General features: G+C 64.9%; 17 protein-coding genes. All 17 read left to right on the top strand.

Features of this window, described 5'->3' with window-relative positions:
* Positions 1 to 81 precede the first annotated feature (81 nt).
* A complete protein-coding gene (locus H4I97_RS08670) occupies positions 82 to 1,167 on the top strand; it encodes a hydrogenase small subunit (RefSeq protein WP_182307482.1) in 1,086 nt (361 codons plus the stop codon).
* A gap of 16 nt (positions 1,168 to 1,183) precedes the next feature.
* The gene (locus H4I97_RS08665) at positions 1,184 to 2,974 is read left to right on the top strand and encodes a nickel-dependent hydrogenase large subunit (RefSeq protein WP_182307481.1); all 1,791 of its coding nucleotides are present in this window, start codon (positions 1,184 to 1,186) and stop codon (positions 2,972 to 2,974) included.
* Between the two features lie 12 nt (positions 2,975 to 2,986).
* Positions 2,987 to 3,709 carry a Ni/Fe-hydrogenase, b-type cytochrome subunit gene (cybH, locus tag H4I97_RS08660; protein WP_182307480.1) on the top strand — a complete coding sequence of 241 codons (723 nt, stop codon included), beginning with the start codon at positions 2,987 to 2,989 and terminating at the stop codon, positions 3,707 to 3,709.
* The gene (locus H4I97_RS08655) at positions 3,710 to 4,312 is read left to right on the top strand and encodes a HyaD/HybD family hydrogenase maturation endopeptidase (RefSeq protein WP_182307479.1); all 603 of its coding nucleotides are present in this window, start codon (positions 3,710 to 3,712) and stop codon (positions 4,310 to 4,312) included. It begins immediately after the preceding gene.
* Positions 4,313 to 4,322: 10 nt separating this feature from the next.
* A complete protein-coding gene (locus tag H4I97_RS08650) occupies positions 4,323 to 4,904 on the top strand; it encodes a HupE/UreJ family protein (RefSeq protein ID WP_182307478.1) in 582 nt (193 codons plus the stop codon).
* 72 nt (positions 4,905 to 4,976) lie between these two features.
* A complete protein-coding gene (gene hypC / locus H4I97_RS08645) occupies positions 4,977 to 5,267 on the top strand; it encodes a HypC/HybG/HupF family hydrogenase formation chaperone (RefSeq protein ID WP_182307477.1) in 291 nt (96 codons plus the stop codon).
* A 190-nt stretch (positions 5,268 to 5,457) separates the two neighbouring features.
* Positions 5,458 to 5,907 carry a thioredoxin domain-containing protein gene (locus H4I97_RS08640; RefSeq protein ID WP_182307476.1) on the top strand — a complete coding sequence of 150 codons (450 nt, stop codon included), beginning with the start codon at positions 5,458 to 5,460 and terminating at the stop codon, positions 5,905 to 5,907.
* Complete coding sequence (locus H4I97_RS08635; protein ID WP_182307475.1) at positions 5,904 to 6,752, top strand: hydrogenase expression/formation protein; 849 nt, start codon at positions 5,904 to 5,906, stop codon at positions 6,750 to 6,752. The genes H4I97_RS08640 and H4I97_RS08635 overlap by 4 nt, the downstream gene beginning before the upstream one ends.
* Complete coding sequence (locus H4I97_RS08630) at positions 6,749 to 6,964, top strand: rubredoxin (RefSeq protein ID WP_182307474.1); 216 nt, start codon at positions 6,749 to 6,751, stop codon at positions 6,962 to 6,964. The genes H4I97_RS08635 and H4I97_RS08630 overlap by 4 nt, the downstream gene beginning before the upstream one ends.
* Positions 6,954 to 7,475, top strand: coding sequence for a [NiFe]-hydrogenase assembly chaperone HybE (gene hybE, locus H4I97_RS08625; RefSeq protein ID WP_182307473.1), 522 nt, complete (start codon positions 6,954 to 6,956; stop codon positions 7,473 to 7,475). The genes H4I97_RS08630 and hybE overlap by 11 nt, the downstream gene beginning before the upstream one ends.
* Entirely contained in the window at positions 7,472 to 8,569 is a 1,098-nt protein-coding gene (locus H4I97_RS08620) for a nickel-dependent hydrogenase large subunit (RefSeq protein ID WP_182307472.1), read from the top strand. The genes hybE and H4I97_RS08620 overlap by 4 nt, the downstream gene beginning before the upstream one ends.
* Positions 8,562 to 8,903 (top strand): hydrogenase maturation nickel metallochaperone HypA, encoded by a 342-nt coding sequence (hypA, locus tag H4I97_RS08615; RefSeq protein ID WP_182307471.1) that lies wholly within the window; start codon positions 8,562 to 8,564, stop codon positions 8,901 to 8,903. The genes H4I97_RS08620 and hypA overlap by 8 nt, the downstream gene beginning before the upstream one ends.
* Positions 8,903 to 9,823, top strand: coding sequence for a hydrogenase nickel incorporation protein HypB (gene hypB / locus H4I97_RS08610; protein ID WP_182307470.1), 921 nt, complete (start codon positions 8,903 to 8,905; stop codon positions 9,821 to 9,823). The genes hypA and hypB overlap by 1 nt, the downstream gene beginning before the upstream one ends.
* 2 nt (positions 9,824 to 9,825) lie before the next feature.
* On the top strand, positions 9,826 to 12,090 hold the full coding sequence (hypF, locus tag H4I97_RS08605) for a carbamoyltransferase HypF (RefSeq protein WP_182307469.1): 2,265 nt from the start codon (positions 9,826 to 9,828) through the stop codon (positions 12,088 to 12,090).
* 2 nt (positions 12,091 to 12,092) lie between these two features.
* Complete coding sequence (locus H4I97_RS08600; RefSeq protein ID WP_182307468.1) at positions 12,093 to 12,320, top strand: HypC/HybG/HupF family hydrogenase formation chaperone; 228 nt, start codon at positions 12,093 to 12,095, stop codon at positions 12,318 to 12,320.
* On the top strand, positions 12,317 to 13,474 hold the full coding sequence (gene hypD, locus H4I97_RS08595; protein ID WP_182307467.1) for a hydrogenase formation protein HypD: 1,158 nt from the start codon (positions 12,317 to 12,319) through the stop codon (positions 13,472 to 13,474). The genes H4I97_RS08600 and hypD overlap by 4 nt, the downstream gene beginning before the upstream one ends.
* Complete coding sequence (gene hypE, locus H4I97_RS08590) at positions 13,471 to 14,523, top strand: hydrogenase expression/formation protein HypE (protein ID WP_280527688.1); 1,053 nt, start codon at positions 13,471 to 13,473, stop codon at positions 14,521 to 14,523. Before hypD ends, hypE begins: the two co-directional genes overlap by 4 nt.
* Positions 14,524 to 14,526 lie beyond the last annotated feature (3 nt).

The following is a 14,526-nucleotide window of genomic DNA, read 5'->3' as shown; positions in this document are numbered from 1 at the left end:
CGGCGCAGCTTCACGAAGAGACGCGGCGCGGGTCGCAATTGCGCGACAGGCCGCTCGGGCTAGGAAGGCTGGAGGAGATCAATGGCCGCAACGGAAACCTTCTATGATGTCATACGCCGCCAGGGCATCACGCGCAGGAGCTTCACCAAGTTCTGCTCGCTGACGGCGGCAAGCCTCGGATTCGGTCCCTCGGGCGCCAGGGCGATGGAGGAGGCGCTGGAGACCAAGGAGCGTGTTCCGGTGATCTGGATGCACGGTCTGGAATGCACCTGCTGCTCGGAGAGTTTCATCCGCTCGGCCCATCCGCTGGTGAAGGATGTCGTGCTGTCGATGATCTCGCTCGACTACGACGACACGATCATGGCGGCTGCCGGCCACCAGGCCGAAGCAATCCTCGAGGAGACCAAGCAAAAGTACAAGGGCAAGTACATTCTCGCCGTCGAGGGCAATCCGCCGCTCAACGAGGATGGCATGTTCTGCATCGACGGCGGCAAGCCCTTCGTCGAAAAGCTGAAATGGATGGCGGAAGACGCCATGGCGATCATCGCCTGGGGCGCCTGCGCCTCCTGGGGCTGTGTGCAGGCGGCCAAGCCGAACCCGACGCAGGCCACCCCGATCGACAAGGTCATCAAGGACAAGCCGATCATCAAGGTTCCGGGCTGTCCGCCGATTGCCGAAGTCATGACCGGCGTCGTCACCTTCATCACCACGTTCGGCAAGCTTCCGGAACTCGACCGGCAGGGCCGCCCGAAGATGTTCTACTCGCAGCGCATTCACGACAAGTGCTACCGCCGTCCGCATTTCGACGCCGGCCAGTTCGTCGAGGAATGGGACGACGAGGGCGCACGCAAGGGCTACTGTCTCTACAAGATGGGCTGCAAGGGCCCGACGACCTACAATGCCTGCTCGACGGTCCGCTGGAACAACGGCGTCTCCTTCCCGATCCAGTCCGGCCACGGCTGCATCGGCTGTTCGGAAGAGGGCTTCTGGGACAAAGGCAGCTTCTACGACCGCCTGACCACGATCAACCAGTTCGGCGTCGAGGCCAATGCCGACCAGATCGGCAGGACGGCGGCCGGCGTCGTCGGTGCGGCGATCGTCGCCCATGCCGGCATCACCGCGGTCAAGCGGGTCACCGCCAAGAGCCGCGAAAAGACCGACGCATAAGGGGAGGGTACCATCCATGACAATCCAGACGCCAAACGGCTTCACGCTCGACAATACCGGAAAGCGCATCGTGGTCGACCCGGTCACCCGCATCGAAGGTCACATGCGTGTCGAGGTGAACGTCGACGAAAACAACGTCATCCGCAACGCCGTCTCGACCGGCACCATGTGGCGCGGCATCGAGGTGATCCTGAGGAACCGCGATCCGCGCGACGCCTGGGCCTTCACCGAACGGATCTGCGGCGTGTGCACCGGCACCCATGCACTCACCTCGGTGCGTGCGGTGGAAAATGCGCTCGGCATCAGCATTCCGGAGAATGCCAACTCGATCCGCAATTTGATGCAGCTGGCGCTGCAGGTGCACGACCACATCGTGCACTTCTACCACCTGCACGCACTCGACTGGGTCGACGTCGTCTCGGCGCTCTCGGCCGATCCGAAGGCGACATCGGCGCTTGCGCAGTCCGTCTCCGACTGGGCGCTTTCTTCTCCCGGCTATTTCAAGGACATCCAGGGGCGGCTCAAGAAGTTCGTCGAATCCGGCCAGCTCGGCCCGTTCAAGAACGGATATTGGGGCAACGCTTCCTACAAGCTGCCGCCGGAAGCGAACCTCATGGCGGTCGCCCACTACCTGGAGGCGCTCGACTTCCAGAAGGAGATCGTCAAGATCCATACGATCTTCGGCGGCAAGAACCCGCATCCGAACTGGCTGGTCGGCGGCGTGCCGTGTCCGATCAATGTCGACGGCACCGGTGCCGTGGGCGCGATCAACATGGAGCGGCTGAACTACGTCACCTCGATCATCGACCAGCTCATCGAGTTCAACGACAAGGTCTATATACCCGACATCATGGCGATCGGCTCCTTCTACAAGGACTGGCTCTATGGCGGCGGGCTTTCGGGCAAAAATGTGCTCGCCTACGGCGACGTGCCGGAACATGCCAACGATTACAGCGAGGCGAGCCTGAAACTGCCGCGCGGTGCGATCATCAACGGCAATCTTTCGGAAGTCTTCCCGGTCGATCACGCCGATCCGGAGCAGATCCAGGAATATGTCACGCACTCCTGGTACAAGTATCCGGACGAGAGCAAGGGACTCCACCCCTGGGATGGCGTTACCGAGCCGCATTACGAGCTCGGCCCCAACGCCAAGGGCACCAAGACCAACATCGAGGAACTCGACGAGGCCGGCAAATACTCGTGGATCAAGGCCCCGCGCTGGCGCGGCAATGCTATGGAGGTCGGCCCGCTCGCCCGCTGGATCGTCGGCTACGCCCAGAACAAGGCGGAGTTCAAAGACCCGGTCGACAAGGTTCTGAAGGATCTCGGCCTGCCGACCTCGGCGCTCTTCTCGACGCTCGGCCGGACCGCGGCGCGCGCACTGGAATCGCAGTGGGCGGGCTACCAGATGCGGCATTTCCAGAACAAGCTGATCGCCAATATCAAGAACGGGGACAGCGCGACGGCGTTCGTCGACAAGTGGAAGCCGGAAACCTGGCCTTCGGAAGTGAAGGGCGTCGGTTTCACCGAGGCTCCGCGCGGTGCACTCGCCCACTGGATCAAGATCAAGGACGGCAAGATCGAGAACTACCAGTGCGTCGTGCCGACCACCTGGAACGGCAGCCCGCGCGACCCGCAGGGCAATATCGGTGCGTTCGAAGCCTCACTGATGGACACGCCGATGTCCGATCCGGCCCAGCCGCTCGAAATCCTCAGAACCATCCATTCCTTCGATCCGTGCCTCGCATGCTCCACGCATGTGATGAGCCCGGACGGTCAGGAAATGGCAAAGGTTCAGGTGCGGTGAGGAGGACCGGCAATGACCATGCACGAATCCCTCACCGCCTCAGACTCCCACGGCGAAGCCGCCGTGGAGCGCCAGAGCGTCTATGTCTATGAGGCGCCGGTCCGCATCTGGCACTGGGTCAACGCTTTCGCGATCTTCACGCTGGCGCTGACGGGTTATTTCATCGGTTCACCTCTCCCGGCTGTGCCGGGGGAGGCGAGTGCAGACTTCCTGATGGGCTACATCCGCTTTGCCCATTTCGCCGCCGGGCAGGTGCTCGCGGTCTTCCTGCTTCTCAGGATCTACTGGGCTTTCGTCGGAAACGTGCACGCCCGGCAGATTTTCTACGTGCCCTTCTGGAAGGGGCAGTACTGGAAGGAATGGTGGCATGAGGTGAAGTGGTACACTTTCCTCACCTCCAAGCCGAAGAAGTATGTCGGCCACAATCCGCTGGCACAGTTCACGATGTTCCTCGCCTTTACGCTGCCGCTCGTCTTCATGGTGGTGACCGGGTTCGCCCTCTATAGCGAAGGGGCCGGGCGTGACAGTTGGGAATATGCGCTGTTCGGCTGGGTGTTCTCGATCTTCCCGAACAGCCAGGACCTGCACACCTGGCACCATCTCGGCATGTGGGTGATCCTGCTCTTCGTGATGGTCCATATCTACGTGGCCGTCCGCGAGGACATCATGAGCCGCCAGAGCATCATCTCCTCGATGATTTCCGGTGAGCGCATGTTCAAGGACAGGGAGGACTGAATGGCGGAAGCGGTCGCGACGACCACGCCGAGGATCCTCGTTCTCGGGATCGGCAACATCCTTTGGGCGGACGAGGGCTTCGGCGTCCGGGCGGTGGAGGCCTTTCACAGGGTCTTCGAGGTGCCGGAGAACGTCACCGTGCTCGATGGCGGCACGCAGGGGCTCTATCTCGTCCAGTTCGTCAATGAGCACGACAGGCTGATCGTCTTCGACGCGATCGACTACGGCCTGGAACCTGCGACGCTGAAGCTGGTGGAGGACGACGAGGTGCCGAAATTCACCGGCGCCAAGAAGATGAGCCTGCACCAGACCGGCTTTCAGGAGGTGCTGAGTGCCGCCGATCTGATGGGGCGGTATCCCGAGCGGCTCGCGCTGATCGGCTGCCAGCCGGTGGACCTCGAAGACTGGGGCGGTCCGCTGACCGGCCCGGTCGCAGCGGTGATACCCGCAGCCGTCGAACTGGCGGCGGATATTCTCGGACGCTGGGGTGTCGCGGTGACGCGGCGTCCCGAGGGGGCGACGGTGCCGCCGCTCCTGGAAAACGACATCGATTTCGACAGCTACGAGCGGCGCACCGCGCGCGCTGCCGGCGCCAACCTCTAGGGGAACGACAATGAAGAGATTTCGTACACTTGCGCTGTTCGTGCTGGCGGCGCTTCCCGCGACCGCCGAGGCACACACCGGCGTCGGACTTCACAGTCACGGACTCGAGGCCGGGTTCTCGCATCCCTTCACCGGGCTCGACCACATGCTGGCGATGATCGGCGTCGGCCTCTGGGCCGCGAGCCTAGGCGGGCGGGCGCGATACCTCGTTCCGCTCTCCTTCATGGGCGTGATGGTCGCTGGCGGACTCCTCGGCATCACCGGCATTGCCTTGCCGATGGTGGAGACGCTGATTGCCGCCTCGGTCGCTGCGATCGGTCTTGTCGTCCTCCTGAATGTCCGGGTGCCGACGCCGCTCGCCGCGGCCTTCGTCGGCGCTTGTGCCCTGTTCCATGGCCAAGCCCATGGGGTCGAATTGCCGGCCATGGCAAACCAGTGGAGCTATGTTGCCGGCTTCGTGCTCGCAACCGGTCTTCTGCATGCCGTGGGCCTCGGTCTCGGCATGGCGCGCTTCGGTAACGCCGAAGGGATGCTGCGGCGGGCAGCGGGCGGCCTCGTTGCCGTCGCGGGCCTAGCGTTGCTGGCTGGCTGACGGATCGAAAAATGTTCCAACCGGGGGCTGGGGGCTTTCCGGCGTCGCGGAACACAGTGTCGGAGAAGGCGGATGTGCATCGGAATTCCCATGCGGGTCGTCGAGGCAGGCGAATTCGAGGCGCTGTGCGAGCGCCACGGTGAGCGGTATCGCGTCTCATTAATGCTTGTCGGTACCCAGGAGCCCGGCACCTACCTGCTGACCCATCTCGGTTCGGCAATCCGGGCGCTCGGAGCGGAGGAGGCGAGTGCGATCGACAACGCGCTCACCGGCCTTTCGGAGGCGGTCGGCGGGCGTCCCTTCGAGGCGCTTTTCGAAGACCTGATTTCGCGCGAACCGGAATTGCCCGAACACCTGCGGTGACCTCAGGCCGGGTAAATGGAAAGTAAAATGACAATGGCGGAAAGAAAGTTTCCGCCATTGTCATTTTCCGTGTATGCCGGACTGGAAATATCGCTTTCATTTCAATGGAATGTGACTTTTCTGCCAACTGGCACGGGCTTTGCTCCGTATAGGGCGGAGACCTTCGGTCACGCCGGTATGGGAGGAGTGAATGCCGTCATTTCTGGTCCGCGCCTTGAGCGAGCGGATGAAACTACCCGTCATAGATGACACCTCAATTGACGCCTTCCTCGCGAAGGAGGCGTCCGAGCCCGAGCATAGCCTGTTGTTTTTCACCGGTGATCCGGCGCAGCGCAGCGAGAGCAACGACGTCGCGGTGGTGATGCCGGAGATCCTGCAGAGTTTTCAGGGGCGGCTCAAGGGTGGGGTGGTCGCCCGTCATGCCGAAGAGAAGCTGAAGGCCCGTTTCCACGTCGTGATGATGCCGAGCCTCGTGGTCACGCGTGGCGACGCGGTACTCGGCGTGCTGCCGTGTATCCGCGACTGGTCGGAATATATCGAGGAGATCGGCCGCTGGCTGTTGCCCGGCGCGCCGGGCCTGCAGCCATCCACGGGGCCGAAGGTGGAAATCAACTATTCAGGTAAGGGAGCAAGGGCATGAAGGCCGGGTTTTGGGTCGCCCCGGAGGGCGAGGATGCGGCAATGACCGTCATGCCGATCGACGCGGAGCCGCCGACGGCCACCCGCAGGCTGAACTATCTCGCGACCGCGAGTGCGGAGGAGATGATCCGCCGCTGCCGGAGGACTGCGGAACTGTTGCCGAAGATCGCCGATGCGCTGGCGGTCCAGAAGGCCGACGAGCCGGGGACGCTCTTCGACATCACCGATTTTCCCGAGGACGACCGCGAGCTCATCTCGCAGACCTTAGGCGAGGGTGAGGTTGCTGGCGTCGTCGCGTTGCGGAACGGCGTCCTTGCACAGATCCAGGAAGCGGTGATGGCCGGCGTCTGGCGCATCCGCTTCACGAGTACGGACGGAGTTCTCCTTGCCGACTACATCGAGGTTGCCGCGATCCCGGCCGCCGTCCGCGAAGCGCCGTCCGCGCTGCCGACGGTCCTTGCCGTCGGCGAGCCGCCGGCCGGCGCCATGAACGTCATGCCCGTCCTGCACGAAATCGGCGAGCGCGTCGCGGCCTATGGCGAGGGTGATCCGTCTCACACGATCACCTTCTCGCTGTTGCCGATGAGCCCGGACGACATGGGCTTCCTGCAGGATACGCTCGGCCCCGGTCCGGTGCAGTTGACGTCCCGTGGCTACGGCACCTGCCGGATTCTTGCGACCGGTGTCCGCCATGTATGGTCGGTGCAGTTCTACAACGCCATGGACACGATCATCCTCGATACGCTGGAAATCGGCGGGACGCCTTCCGTCGCGATCGCCGCGGAGGAGGATTTTCGCGATTCCGAAAGCCGCCTCAGGGAGATCGAGGAGGCTTATTTCAAATGAGCGGCTTCGAGAATTTCGGCAAGCGCGAGACGATGGACGCTGCCGACCGCATGGAATGCGGGATCTGCTGGCATGTCTACGATCCGGCCGAAGGCGATCCCGTCTGGCAGATCGACATCGGGACGGCCTTTGCCGACCTGCCGCCGGACTGGCGCTGCCCGAACTGCGATGCCCCGCAGGAAAAGTTTATGAGGCTCGGCGATGGACGCTGAAGCGGACCGGCAGACCGCGGAGATGCAGGCGGCCGAGATCGCGCGGCGGCTGGAGGTACGTTACCGCGCGATCGCCGAGACGGCGATGGCCGACGTGCCGATCTGCAATGCCGCGCTCGGCGTCGCAAGCTGCGGCTTCCGTCCCTGGGGCGGCCGCGCCTTCGGTGTCGTCGTCACGCCGTGGTTCATGAACCTGCTCGCGGTCGATCTGCCCGGAACGGAAAGCCCGCCGGCGGCAAACGGCACGACGGTGCGTGCCTTCCTTCCCGCGGGCGAAGTCGAGCTGATCGCCGGTGAGCTGGAGGGTATCGGCCGGGTGGACGCCTGCTCGCTCTTCTCGCCGGTCTTCGAATTTTCGACGATGGAAGCGGCAGTCGCGACCGCCATGGAAGCGGCCGACGCCTTCTTCGATCCCGAGGCGCTCGCCGAGCCACCACCGTCGGCACCTGCGGTCAATCGGCGCGACCTCCTGCGAGGGCATTTCGGCTCCCGCGAGGAGGCGCAGCCATGACCTTCGCGCTCGGCGCCGGCTCGATCAGGATCGACGTGACCGTATCGCGCGGGCAGGTCTGCGCGGTCGCGCTTTCCGCCGATCGTCCGCAGGGACTGGCGCAGATGTTCGTCGGCCGAAATCCGCAGGAGGCACCACAGCTCGCGGGTCGGCTCTTCTCTCTTTGCGGCTTTGCCCAGTCGACGGCATCGACGCTCGCCGTCGCCGCAGCAAGAGGTGAGCCGGTGTCGGGTGACAGGCGGCGCAATCTCGCCATGGGCGTGCTGGCGGAGCGGGTGTTCGAGACACTGCGCGCGCTCGTCATGCAATGGCCGACAAATACCGGTGCGCGCTTTGCCGCCCAGGCTGCACCCGCGCTGCGCAAGGCGCTTGCCGCCTCGCAATCAATCATCGCCGGAGCGGCAACGAACGTCGAGACGGCCGTATCCGTGGCGACGCTGACGGATGCCGCGGCTGCGCTGGGTGCGGGGAAGGCGGAACTTCCGTCCGCAGATACCCTGTGCGGCGCGATCCTCGCCGAATTGCGGGGCATCGACAGTTTCCCCCGCCGGGCCGCGGACGCGCTCTCGCCCGACGAGGACGATGTGGTCGCGGACCTCATGCGCCGCGATGCCGGCTTCTGCGCGCGGCCGCATCTCGACGGACGGGTGGTCGAGACCGGCGCCTATGCCCGCCTCGGCGGCATCCTGCCAGTGCACGGTCCGCATTTCGCTGCCCGGTTCTCCGCGCGTCTCGAGGATGTCCGCGAGAGCCTGAATGCGATGCGGGCGCTCGCGGAAGGAAAGGCAGAGGATATCGCGGGCTTGATGCGCCAGGGGGAGTTGTCCCACAATACCGGCTTTGGCGCGGTCGAGTGCGCGCGGGGGAGGCTTTATCACGAGGCGGAGATCGGCGCGGACGGCAGGCTTTCTGCCTATCGCATCCTCGCTCCGACGGAGTGGAATTTTCACCCCGCCGGACCCTTCGTCGAAACGCTGTTGTCGAGCCGCATCGGGGAGGGTGAGACCGCCCGCACCACGGTTTCGCAGCTTGCGGCGCTCTTCGATCCCTGCGTGGCGTTCGAGATCAGGTTGAAGGAGGCAGCGCATGCATGAGATGTCGCTGATGGAAAGTGTCGTGGAGATCGCCTGCGAGACGGCGCAAAAGGCCGGCGCCGCCAGGGTGCAGGTGATCCGCCTCGATGTCGGCGTGCTGAGCCACGTCGACCCCGACGCACTTTTCTTCTGCTACGACGCGGTTCGTCGCGGCAGCTTCGCCGAAGAAGCGGAGCTGCGCATCAACCGGGTGGCAGGTGAAGGCTGGTGCCTCGACTGCGGCAAGACGGTGCCGCTCGCGGAGCGGTTCGGGGCCTGTCCGGAATGCGGGCAGTATCATGTGCAGATGACGGCAGGCGACGAATTGAAGATCAGGGATTTGGAGGTGATATAATGTGCACGGTATGCGGTTGCGGGACGGAGCCCGTTGTCGAAAAGGGTCATGGCCACGCTCACGGGCACGGACATCATCACGGCGACCATCATCACCACGATCATCACGACCACGCGCATCCGCATGGCCATGACCATTTTCACGATCATGAGCATCACCAACACCATGATCATGGCGAGGAGGGGCTCATCCATTACGGGCAGGGAATCGCCGGCATCCACGTCCCCGGCATGAGCCAGGAGCGCATCATCCAGGTGGAGCGCGATATCCTGTCGAAGAACGACGGCTTTGCCGCGGAAAACCGGGCCTATTTCGCGGCCAATGGCATCTTCGCCCTGAATTTCGTCTCGAGCCCCGGCTCCGGCAAGACGAGCCTTCTGGTGCGAACGATCAGCGACCTGAAGGAGCGGCTGGCGATCAGTGTCGTCGAAGGCGACCAGCAGACCTCCAACGATGCGGCGCGTATTCGCGAGACCGGTGCGCCGGCGATCCAGGTCAATACCGGCAAGGGCTGCCACCTCGACGCCCACATGGTCGGCCATGCCGTCGAGGAACTGGCGCCGGCAAAGAACAGCGTGCTATTCATCGAGAACGTCGGAAACCTCGTCTGCCCCGCCGCCTTCGATCTCGGCGAGGCACACAAGGTCGTGCTGCTTTCGGTGACGGAAGGCGAGGACAAGCCACTCAAGTATCCCGACATGTTCGCCGCCGCCGACCTGATGATCCTGAACAAGGCGGACCTCCTGCCGCACCTCGATTTCGATGTCGGGGCCTGCATCGCCAATGCGCTCCGGGTGAACCCGAGACTGCAGACGCTGGTCGTTTCGGTAAGGACCGGTGAGGGCATGCCGGCCTTCTATTCCTGGCTCGAGGCGAACGCTGCCATGGCCGTCACCCGCGCGCTCGCGAAGGCAGGCTGAGCATGCTGCAGCGGAACCCGGCCTCCTCCCGTTCGATGCCGCCGCGCAGGCTCCGCCTGCGGGTGCGCGGCGTCGTGCAGGGCGTCGGCTTCCGCCCATTCGCCTTCGGGCTCGCCCGTCGCTACGGGCTTTGCGGCTTCGTGTTGAACGACAGCGAAGGCGTCCTAATCGAAATCGAGGGCGGTGCGGTCGACGAGTTCCGCACGGCGCTGCGGGCTGAGGCACCCGTGCTCGCCCGCATCGATGCGGTGGAGGTCGAGGAGCGGCCGCTCGGTCACGATGCGGATTTCGTGATTGCAGAAAGCCGCGGCGGCAAGGTGGCAACCCGGATCGGCGCCGATGCCGCCACCTGTCCGGACTGCCTGCGGGAACTGCGCGATCCCAAAAGCCGCTTCTTCGGCTACGCCTTCGTCAACTGTACCCATTGCGGCCCGCGCTACACCATAACCCGTGCGCTGCCCTATGACCGGGCGCAGACGTCGATGGCGGGTTTTGTGATGTGCCCGGCCTGCGCTGCCGACTACCGCGATCCTGAAAACCGACGGTTCCATGCCGAGCCGGTCGCCTGTCCGGCTTGCGGTCCGCGCCTCAGCCACCGGATCGAAGAGATCGCCGAAGCGCTCCTCGACGGCAAGATCGTCGCGCTGAAGGGGATTGGCGGCTTCCACCTGATGTGCCACGCGCAGAACGCCGAGGCGATCACGGAGCTGCGCCGGCGAAAGGCCCGCGACGAGAAGCCCTTTGCGGTGATGGTCGCGGATATCGAAGCGGCGCGCCGCTTCGCCGCTCCGAGCGCGGCGGAGGAGGACCTGCTGTCGAGTGTTGCCCGTCCGGTGGTGCTCGTCGATCGGCGGGGCAGGCTGCCGGCGGGAATTGCGCCCGGTCTTTCCCGTATCGGCATCATGCTCGCCTATGCGCCGGTCCATCATCTGCTGTTCGACGAACTGTCGCGGCGATTTCCGGGAGAGCCGGTTGCGTTGGTGGCGACGAGCGCCAATCCGGGTGGCGAGCCGCTCGCTGCCTCCAACGAGGACGCGGAGCGCCGGCTCGCGACGATCGCCGACCTTATCGTCACCCATGACCGCGACATCCTCGTCAGGGCGGATGATTCGGTAATGCAAGTCGCGGCCGGTGCCCCGGCCTTCCTGAGGCGCGCCCGCGGCTTCGTGCCGGAGCCGGTCGACCTCGGTTCGGACGGTCCATTGGTAATCGCGCTCGGTGCTGACCTCAAGAACACGGTCTGCCTGACTCGCGGCCGCGAGGCCTTCCTCTCCCAGCATGTGGGTGGCCTCGACAATGCCGAGACGCTTCGTTTCCAGCGCGAAGCGGTCGAGCATCTCTGCCGCATTCTGGCAATCCGCCCGGAATACGCCGCCTGCGACCTGCATCCGGATTTCCGCTCGGTCCGGCTTGCCGAAGATATCGGCCTGCCGCTGGTGCGCGTGCAGCACCATGTCGCCCATGTCGCGGCGGTCGCGGCCGAGCACAGGCTGGAGGGCGCCTTGCTGGGGCTTGCCCTCGACGGCCACGGTTACGGTGCCGATGGCGGCATCTGGGGCGGCGAACTGCTGATGCTCGACGGCTGCTGCTGGCGGCGTGCCGGTCATCTCGCGACGCTGCCGCTCGCCGGCGGCGACCGTGCGGCGCGTGAACCCTGGCGGATGGGCGTCGGCGCGCTGGTCGCTGCCGGACGCGGCGATCTCGCCCGGGAAACCTTCGGCCACCTGCCGGAGGCGGGGCGGCTTGCAGCGATGCTGGAAGGCGGCATGCGTGTTGCCGAAACGTCTAGCCTCGGCCGGCTCTTCGATGCGGCGGCGGCGATCGCCGGGACCCGCATGGTTCAGAGTTTCGAAGGACAGGCGGCGATGGAGTTCGAGGCTCTTGCGCGCGAGGTGGAGGCGGATACCGGGGGCTACCGGGTCGAGAACGGTGTCGTCAACTTCCGGCCGCTGCTGATAGGAATGGCCGAGCGAGGGCTCAAGGGAGTGGACGCTTCCAGCCTTTTTCATGCGACGCTCGTCGCCGGGCTTGCCGAATGGACGCTCGCGACCGCGAGGGCCGAGGGACTCGACCGCGTCGTGCTTTCCGGCGGCTGCCTCGCCAACCGAAGGCTCGCGGAGGGCCTTCGTGCAAGGCTCTCGGCTGCCGGCATCGAAACCTGGCTGCCGCAGGCGGTGCCCGCCGGTGATGGTGGCCTGTCACTCGGCCAGGCGGCCTTTGCGCGGCACGTCGTCGCGAACGACAGAACACAAGTGGAGGAGCCGTAGGCATGTGTCTTGCGATACCCGTTCAGGTGAAGGAAGTGCTTCCCGGCGAGATGGCGAGGGTGACGCTGGATGGGGTCTCGAAGGTCATTTCGACCGCCCTCGTCGACGACGTTCAGCCCGGAGACTATCTCGTGCTGCATGTCGGCTATGCGCTCGCGAAGATCGAGCCGGAAGAGGCGGAACGGACGCTGGAACTGATCCGGCAGGCGGCAGAAGGGGCGGCGGCATGAAGTACATCGACGAATATCGTGACGGCCGACTGGCCAAGGACATCGCCCGGCAGATCACCGCGCTCGCCGATCCAGATCGGTCCTACCATTTCATGGAGTTCTGCGGCGGTCATACCCACGCGATCTCGCGCTACGGCCTTGAAGACCTGTTGCCGGCCAATGTGCGGATGATCCACGGGCCGGGCTGTCCCGTCTGCGTGCTGCCGATCGGCCGGATCGATGCGGCGATCTCGCTCGCCATGCGCCCGGAAATCACGCTTTGTACCTATGGCGACCTGATGCGCGTGCCGGGCTCGGAGGGATCGAGCCTCCTGAAGGCGAAGGCCGCCGGCGCCGATATCCGCATGGTCTATTCGACGCTCGACGCGATCCGCATCGCCGAGCAGGAGCCTCAGCGAGAGGTGGTGTTCTTCGCAATCGGCTTCGAGACCACGACGCCGCCGACCGCCATGGCGATCAAGATGGCGATCGCCAGGGATCTGCCGAACTTCTCCGTCTTCTGCAACCATGTCCTGACGCCGGCGGCGATCCAGAACATCCTCGAAAGCCCGGATGTCCGCAAACTCGGCACGGTCAAGATCGACGGGTTCATTGGTCCCGCTCACGTCTCCACGGTGATCGGCACCGAGCCTTACGAATTCTTCGCCGAGGAGTTCCGCAAGCCGGTGGTCGTTGCCGGCTTCGAGCCGCTCGACGTGATCCAGGCGATCCTGATGCTGGTGAAGCAGGTGAACGACGGCCGCCACGAGGTGGAAAACCAGTATATCCGCGCCGTCACCATCTTCGGCAACGAGAAGGCGCAGGCCGAGGTCGCCACCTATTTCGAACTCAAGGAGAGCTTCGAGTGGCGCGGGCTGGGGCAGGTGCCCTACAGCGCGTTGCGGCTGCGCGCGCAATATGCCCGCTTCGACGCCGAGAAGCGCTTCGACCTTGAAACGCCGGCGGCGAGCGACAACCCGGCCTGCGAGTGCGGCGCGATCCTGCGCGGCGTCAAGCGCCCGGCCGATTGCAAGCTCTTCGGTACCGTCTGCACGCCGGACACGCCGATGGGCTCCTGCATGGTTTCGTCGGAAGGGGCCTGCGCCGCCCACTGGACCTATGGCCGCTTCCGGGAAAAGGCAAAGGAAGCGAATGCGGGGAGGGCTGTCGCGTGAACATGGTTCTGAAAGCCTACAGGCGTAAGCTCGACATCCGGAATGGTCTGGTCGATCTCTCCCATGGTGCCGGCGGCCGGGCGATGGGGCAATTGATCGAGGGCATCTTCCACAAGGCCTTCGACAACGACTGGCTGCGCGCCGGCAACGACCAGTCGGCCTTCCAGGTGCCGGCCGGGCGTATGGTGATGACCACGGACGGCTATGTCGTCTCGCCACTCTTCTTCCCCGGCGGCAATATCGGCTCGCTGGCCGTTCACGGTACCATCAACGACGTTGCCATGGCAGGTGCCACGCCGCTTTATCTCTCAGCAAGTTTCATCATCGAGGAAGGCTTTCCGCTCGCCGACCTCGCGCGGATCGCCGAGACCATGGGGGAAGCCTCGCGTGAGGCAGGCGTGCCGATCGTCACCGGCGATACCAAGGTTGTCGAGCGCGGCAAGGCGGACGGCGTCTTCATTTCGACGGCCGGCGTCGGCGTGGTTCCGCCGGGTCTCGACCTGCGCTCGGATGCCGCCCGTCCGGGGGATGCAGTCATCGTCTCCGGCTCGATCGGCGAGCACGGCGTGGCGGTGATGTCCAAGCGCGAGAACCTGGAGTTCGAGGTCGACATCGTCTCCGACACGGCGGCGCTGCATGGGCTGACGGCCGCCATGGTCGGGGCCGGCGGGGCACATCTCCGGCTGATGCGCGACCCGACCCGCGGAGGTCTGGCGGCGACGCTGAACGAGATCGCCAACCAGTCGAAGGTCGGTTTCCGGATCGACGAGGATGGCATTCCGATGCGGCCGGAGGTAGCCGCGGCCTGTGAGTTTCTCGGGCTCGATCCGTTGAATGTCGCCAACGAGGGCAAGCTGGTGGCGGTCGTTGCACCCGAAGGAGCAGAGGCGATCCTCGCGGCGATGCGAAACCATCCGCTCGGCCGGGACGCTGCGATCATCGGCCACGCGGTCTCGGACGAGCACTGCTTCGTGCAGATGGAGACGTCTTTCGGTGGCGGCAGGATCGTCGACTGGCTGTCGGGCGAGCAGCTGCCGCGCATCTGCTGACCG

This window comes from Ciceribacter thiooxidans (assembly GCF_014126615.1).
Classification (GTDB): Bacteria; Pseudomonadota; Alphaproteobacteria; order Rhizobiales; family Rhizobiaceae; genus Allorhizobium; species Allorhizobium thiooxidans.
Note: the sequence above shows the minus strand (reverse complement) of the source record. Positions and strands in the feature narration are given on the sequence as shown.

Excerpts from the sequence above, each read along its gene's own strand:
- hypF (WP_182307469.1), top strand. The coding sequence starts at position 9,826 with ATGCTGCAGCGGAACCCGGCCTCCTCCCGTTCGATGCCGCCGCGCAGG.
- H4I97_RS08670 (WP_182307482.1), top strand. The coding sequence starts at position 82 with ATGGCCGCAACGGAAACCTTCTATGATGTCATACGCCGCCAGGGCATC.
- H4I97_RS08630 (WP_182307474.1), top strand. The coding sequence starts at position 6,749 with ATGAGCGGCTTCGAGAATTTCGGCAAGCGCGAGACGATGGACGCTGCC.
- H4I97_RS08635 (WP_182307475.1), top strand. The coding sequence starts at position 5,904 with ATGAAGGCCGGGTTTTGGGTCGCCCCGGAGGGCGAGGATGCGGCAATG.
- hypD (WP_182307467.1), top strand. The coding sequence starts at position 12,317 with ATGAAGTACATCGACGAATATCGTGACGGCCGACTGGCCAAGGACATC.
- cybH (WP_182307480.1), top strand. The coding sequence starts at position 2,987 with ATGACCATGCACGAATCCCTCACCGCCTCAGACTCCCACGGCGAAGCC.
- H4I97_RS08620 (WP_182307472.1), top strand. The coding sequence starts at position 7,472 with ATGACCTTCGCGCTCGGCGCCGGCTCGATCAGGATCGACGTGACCGTA.
- hypC (WP_182307477.1), top strand. The coding sequence starts at position 4,977 with ATGTGCATCGGAATTCCCATGCGGGTCGTCGAGGCAGGCGAATTCGAG.
- hypB (WP_182307470.1), top strand. The coding sequence starts at position 8,903 with ATGTGCACGGTATGCGGTTGCGGGACGGAGCCCGTTGTCGAAAAGGGT.
- H4I97_RS08655 (WP_182307479.1), top strand. The coding sequence starts at position 3,710 with ATGGCGGAAGCGGTCGCGACGACCACGCCGAGGATCCTCGTTCTCGGG.
- hybE (WP_182307473.1), top strand. The coding sequence starts at position 6,954 with ATGGACGCTGAAGCGGACCGGCAGACCGCGGAGATGCAGGCGGCCGAG.
- H4I97_RS08650 (WP_182307478.1), top strand. The coding sequence starts at position 4,323 with ATGAAGAGATTTCGTACACTTGCGCTGTTCGTGCTGGCGGCGCTTCCC.
- H4I97_RS08665 (WP_182307481.1), top strand. The coding sequence starts at position 1,184 with ATGACAATCCAGACGCCAAACGGCTTCACGCTCGACAATACCGGAAAG.
- H4I97_RS08640 (WP_182307476.1), top strand. The coding sequence starts at position 5,458 with ATGCCGTCATTTCTGGTCCGCGCCTTGAGCGAGCGGATGAAACTACCC.
- H4I97_RS08600 (WP_182307468.1), top strand. The coding sequence starts at position 12,093 with ATGTGTCTTGCGATACCCGTTCAGGTGAAGGAAGTGCTTCCCGGCGAG.
- hypA (WP_182307471.1), top strand. The coding sequence starts at position 8,562 with ATGCATGAGATGTCGCTGATGGAAAGTGTCGTGGAGATCGCCTGCGAG.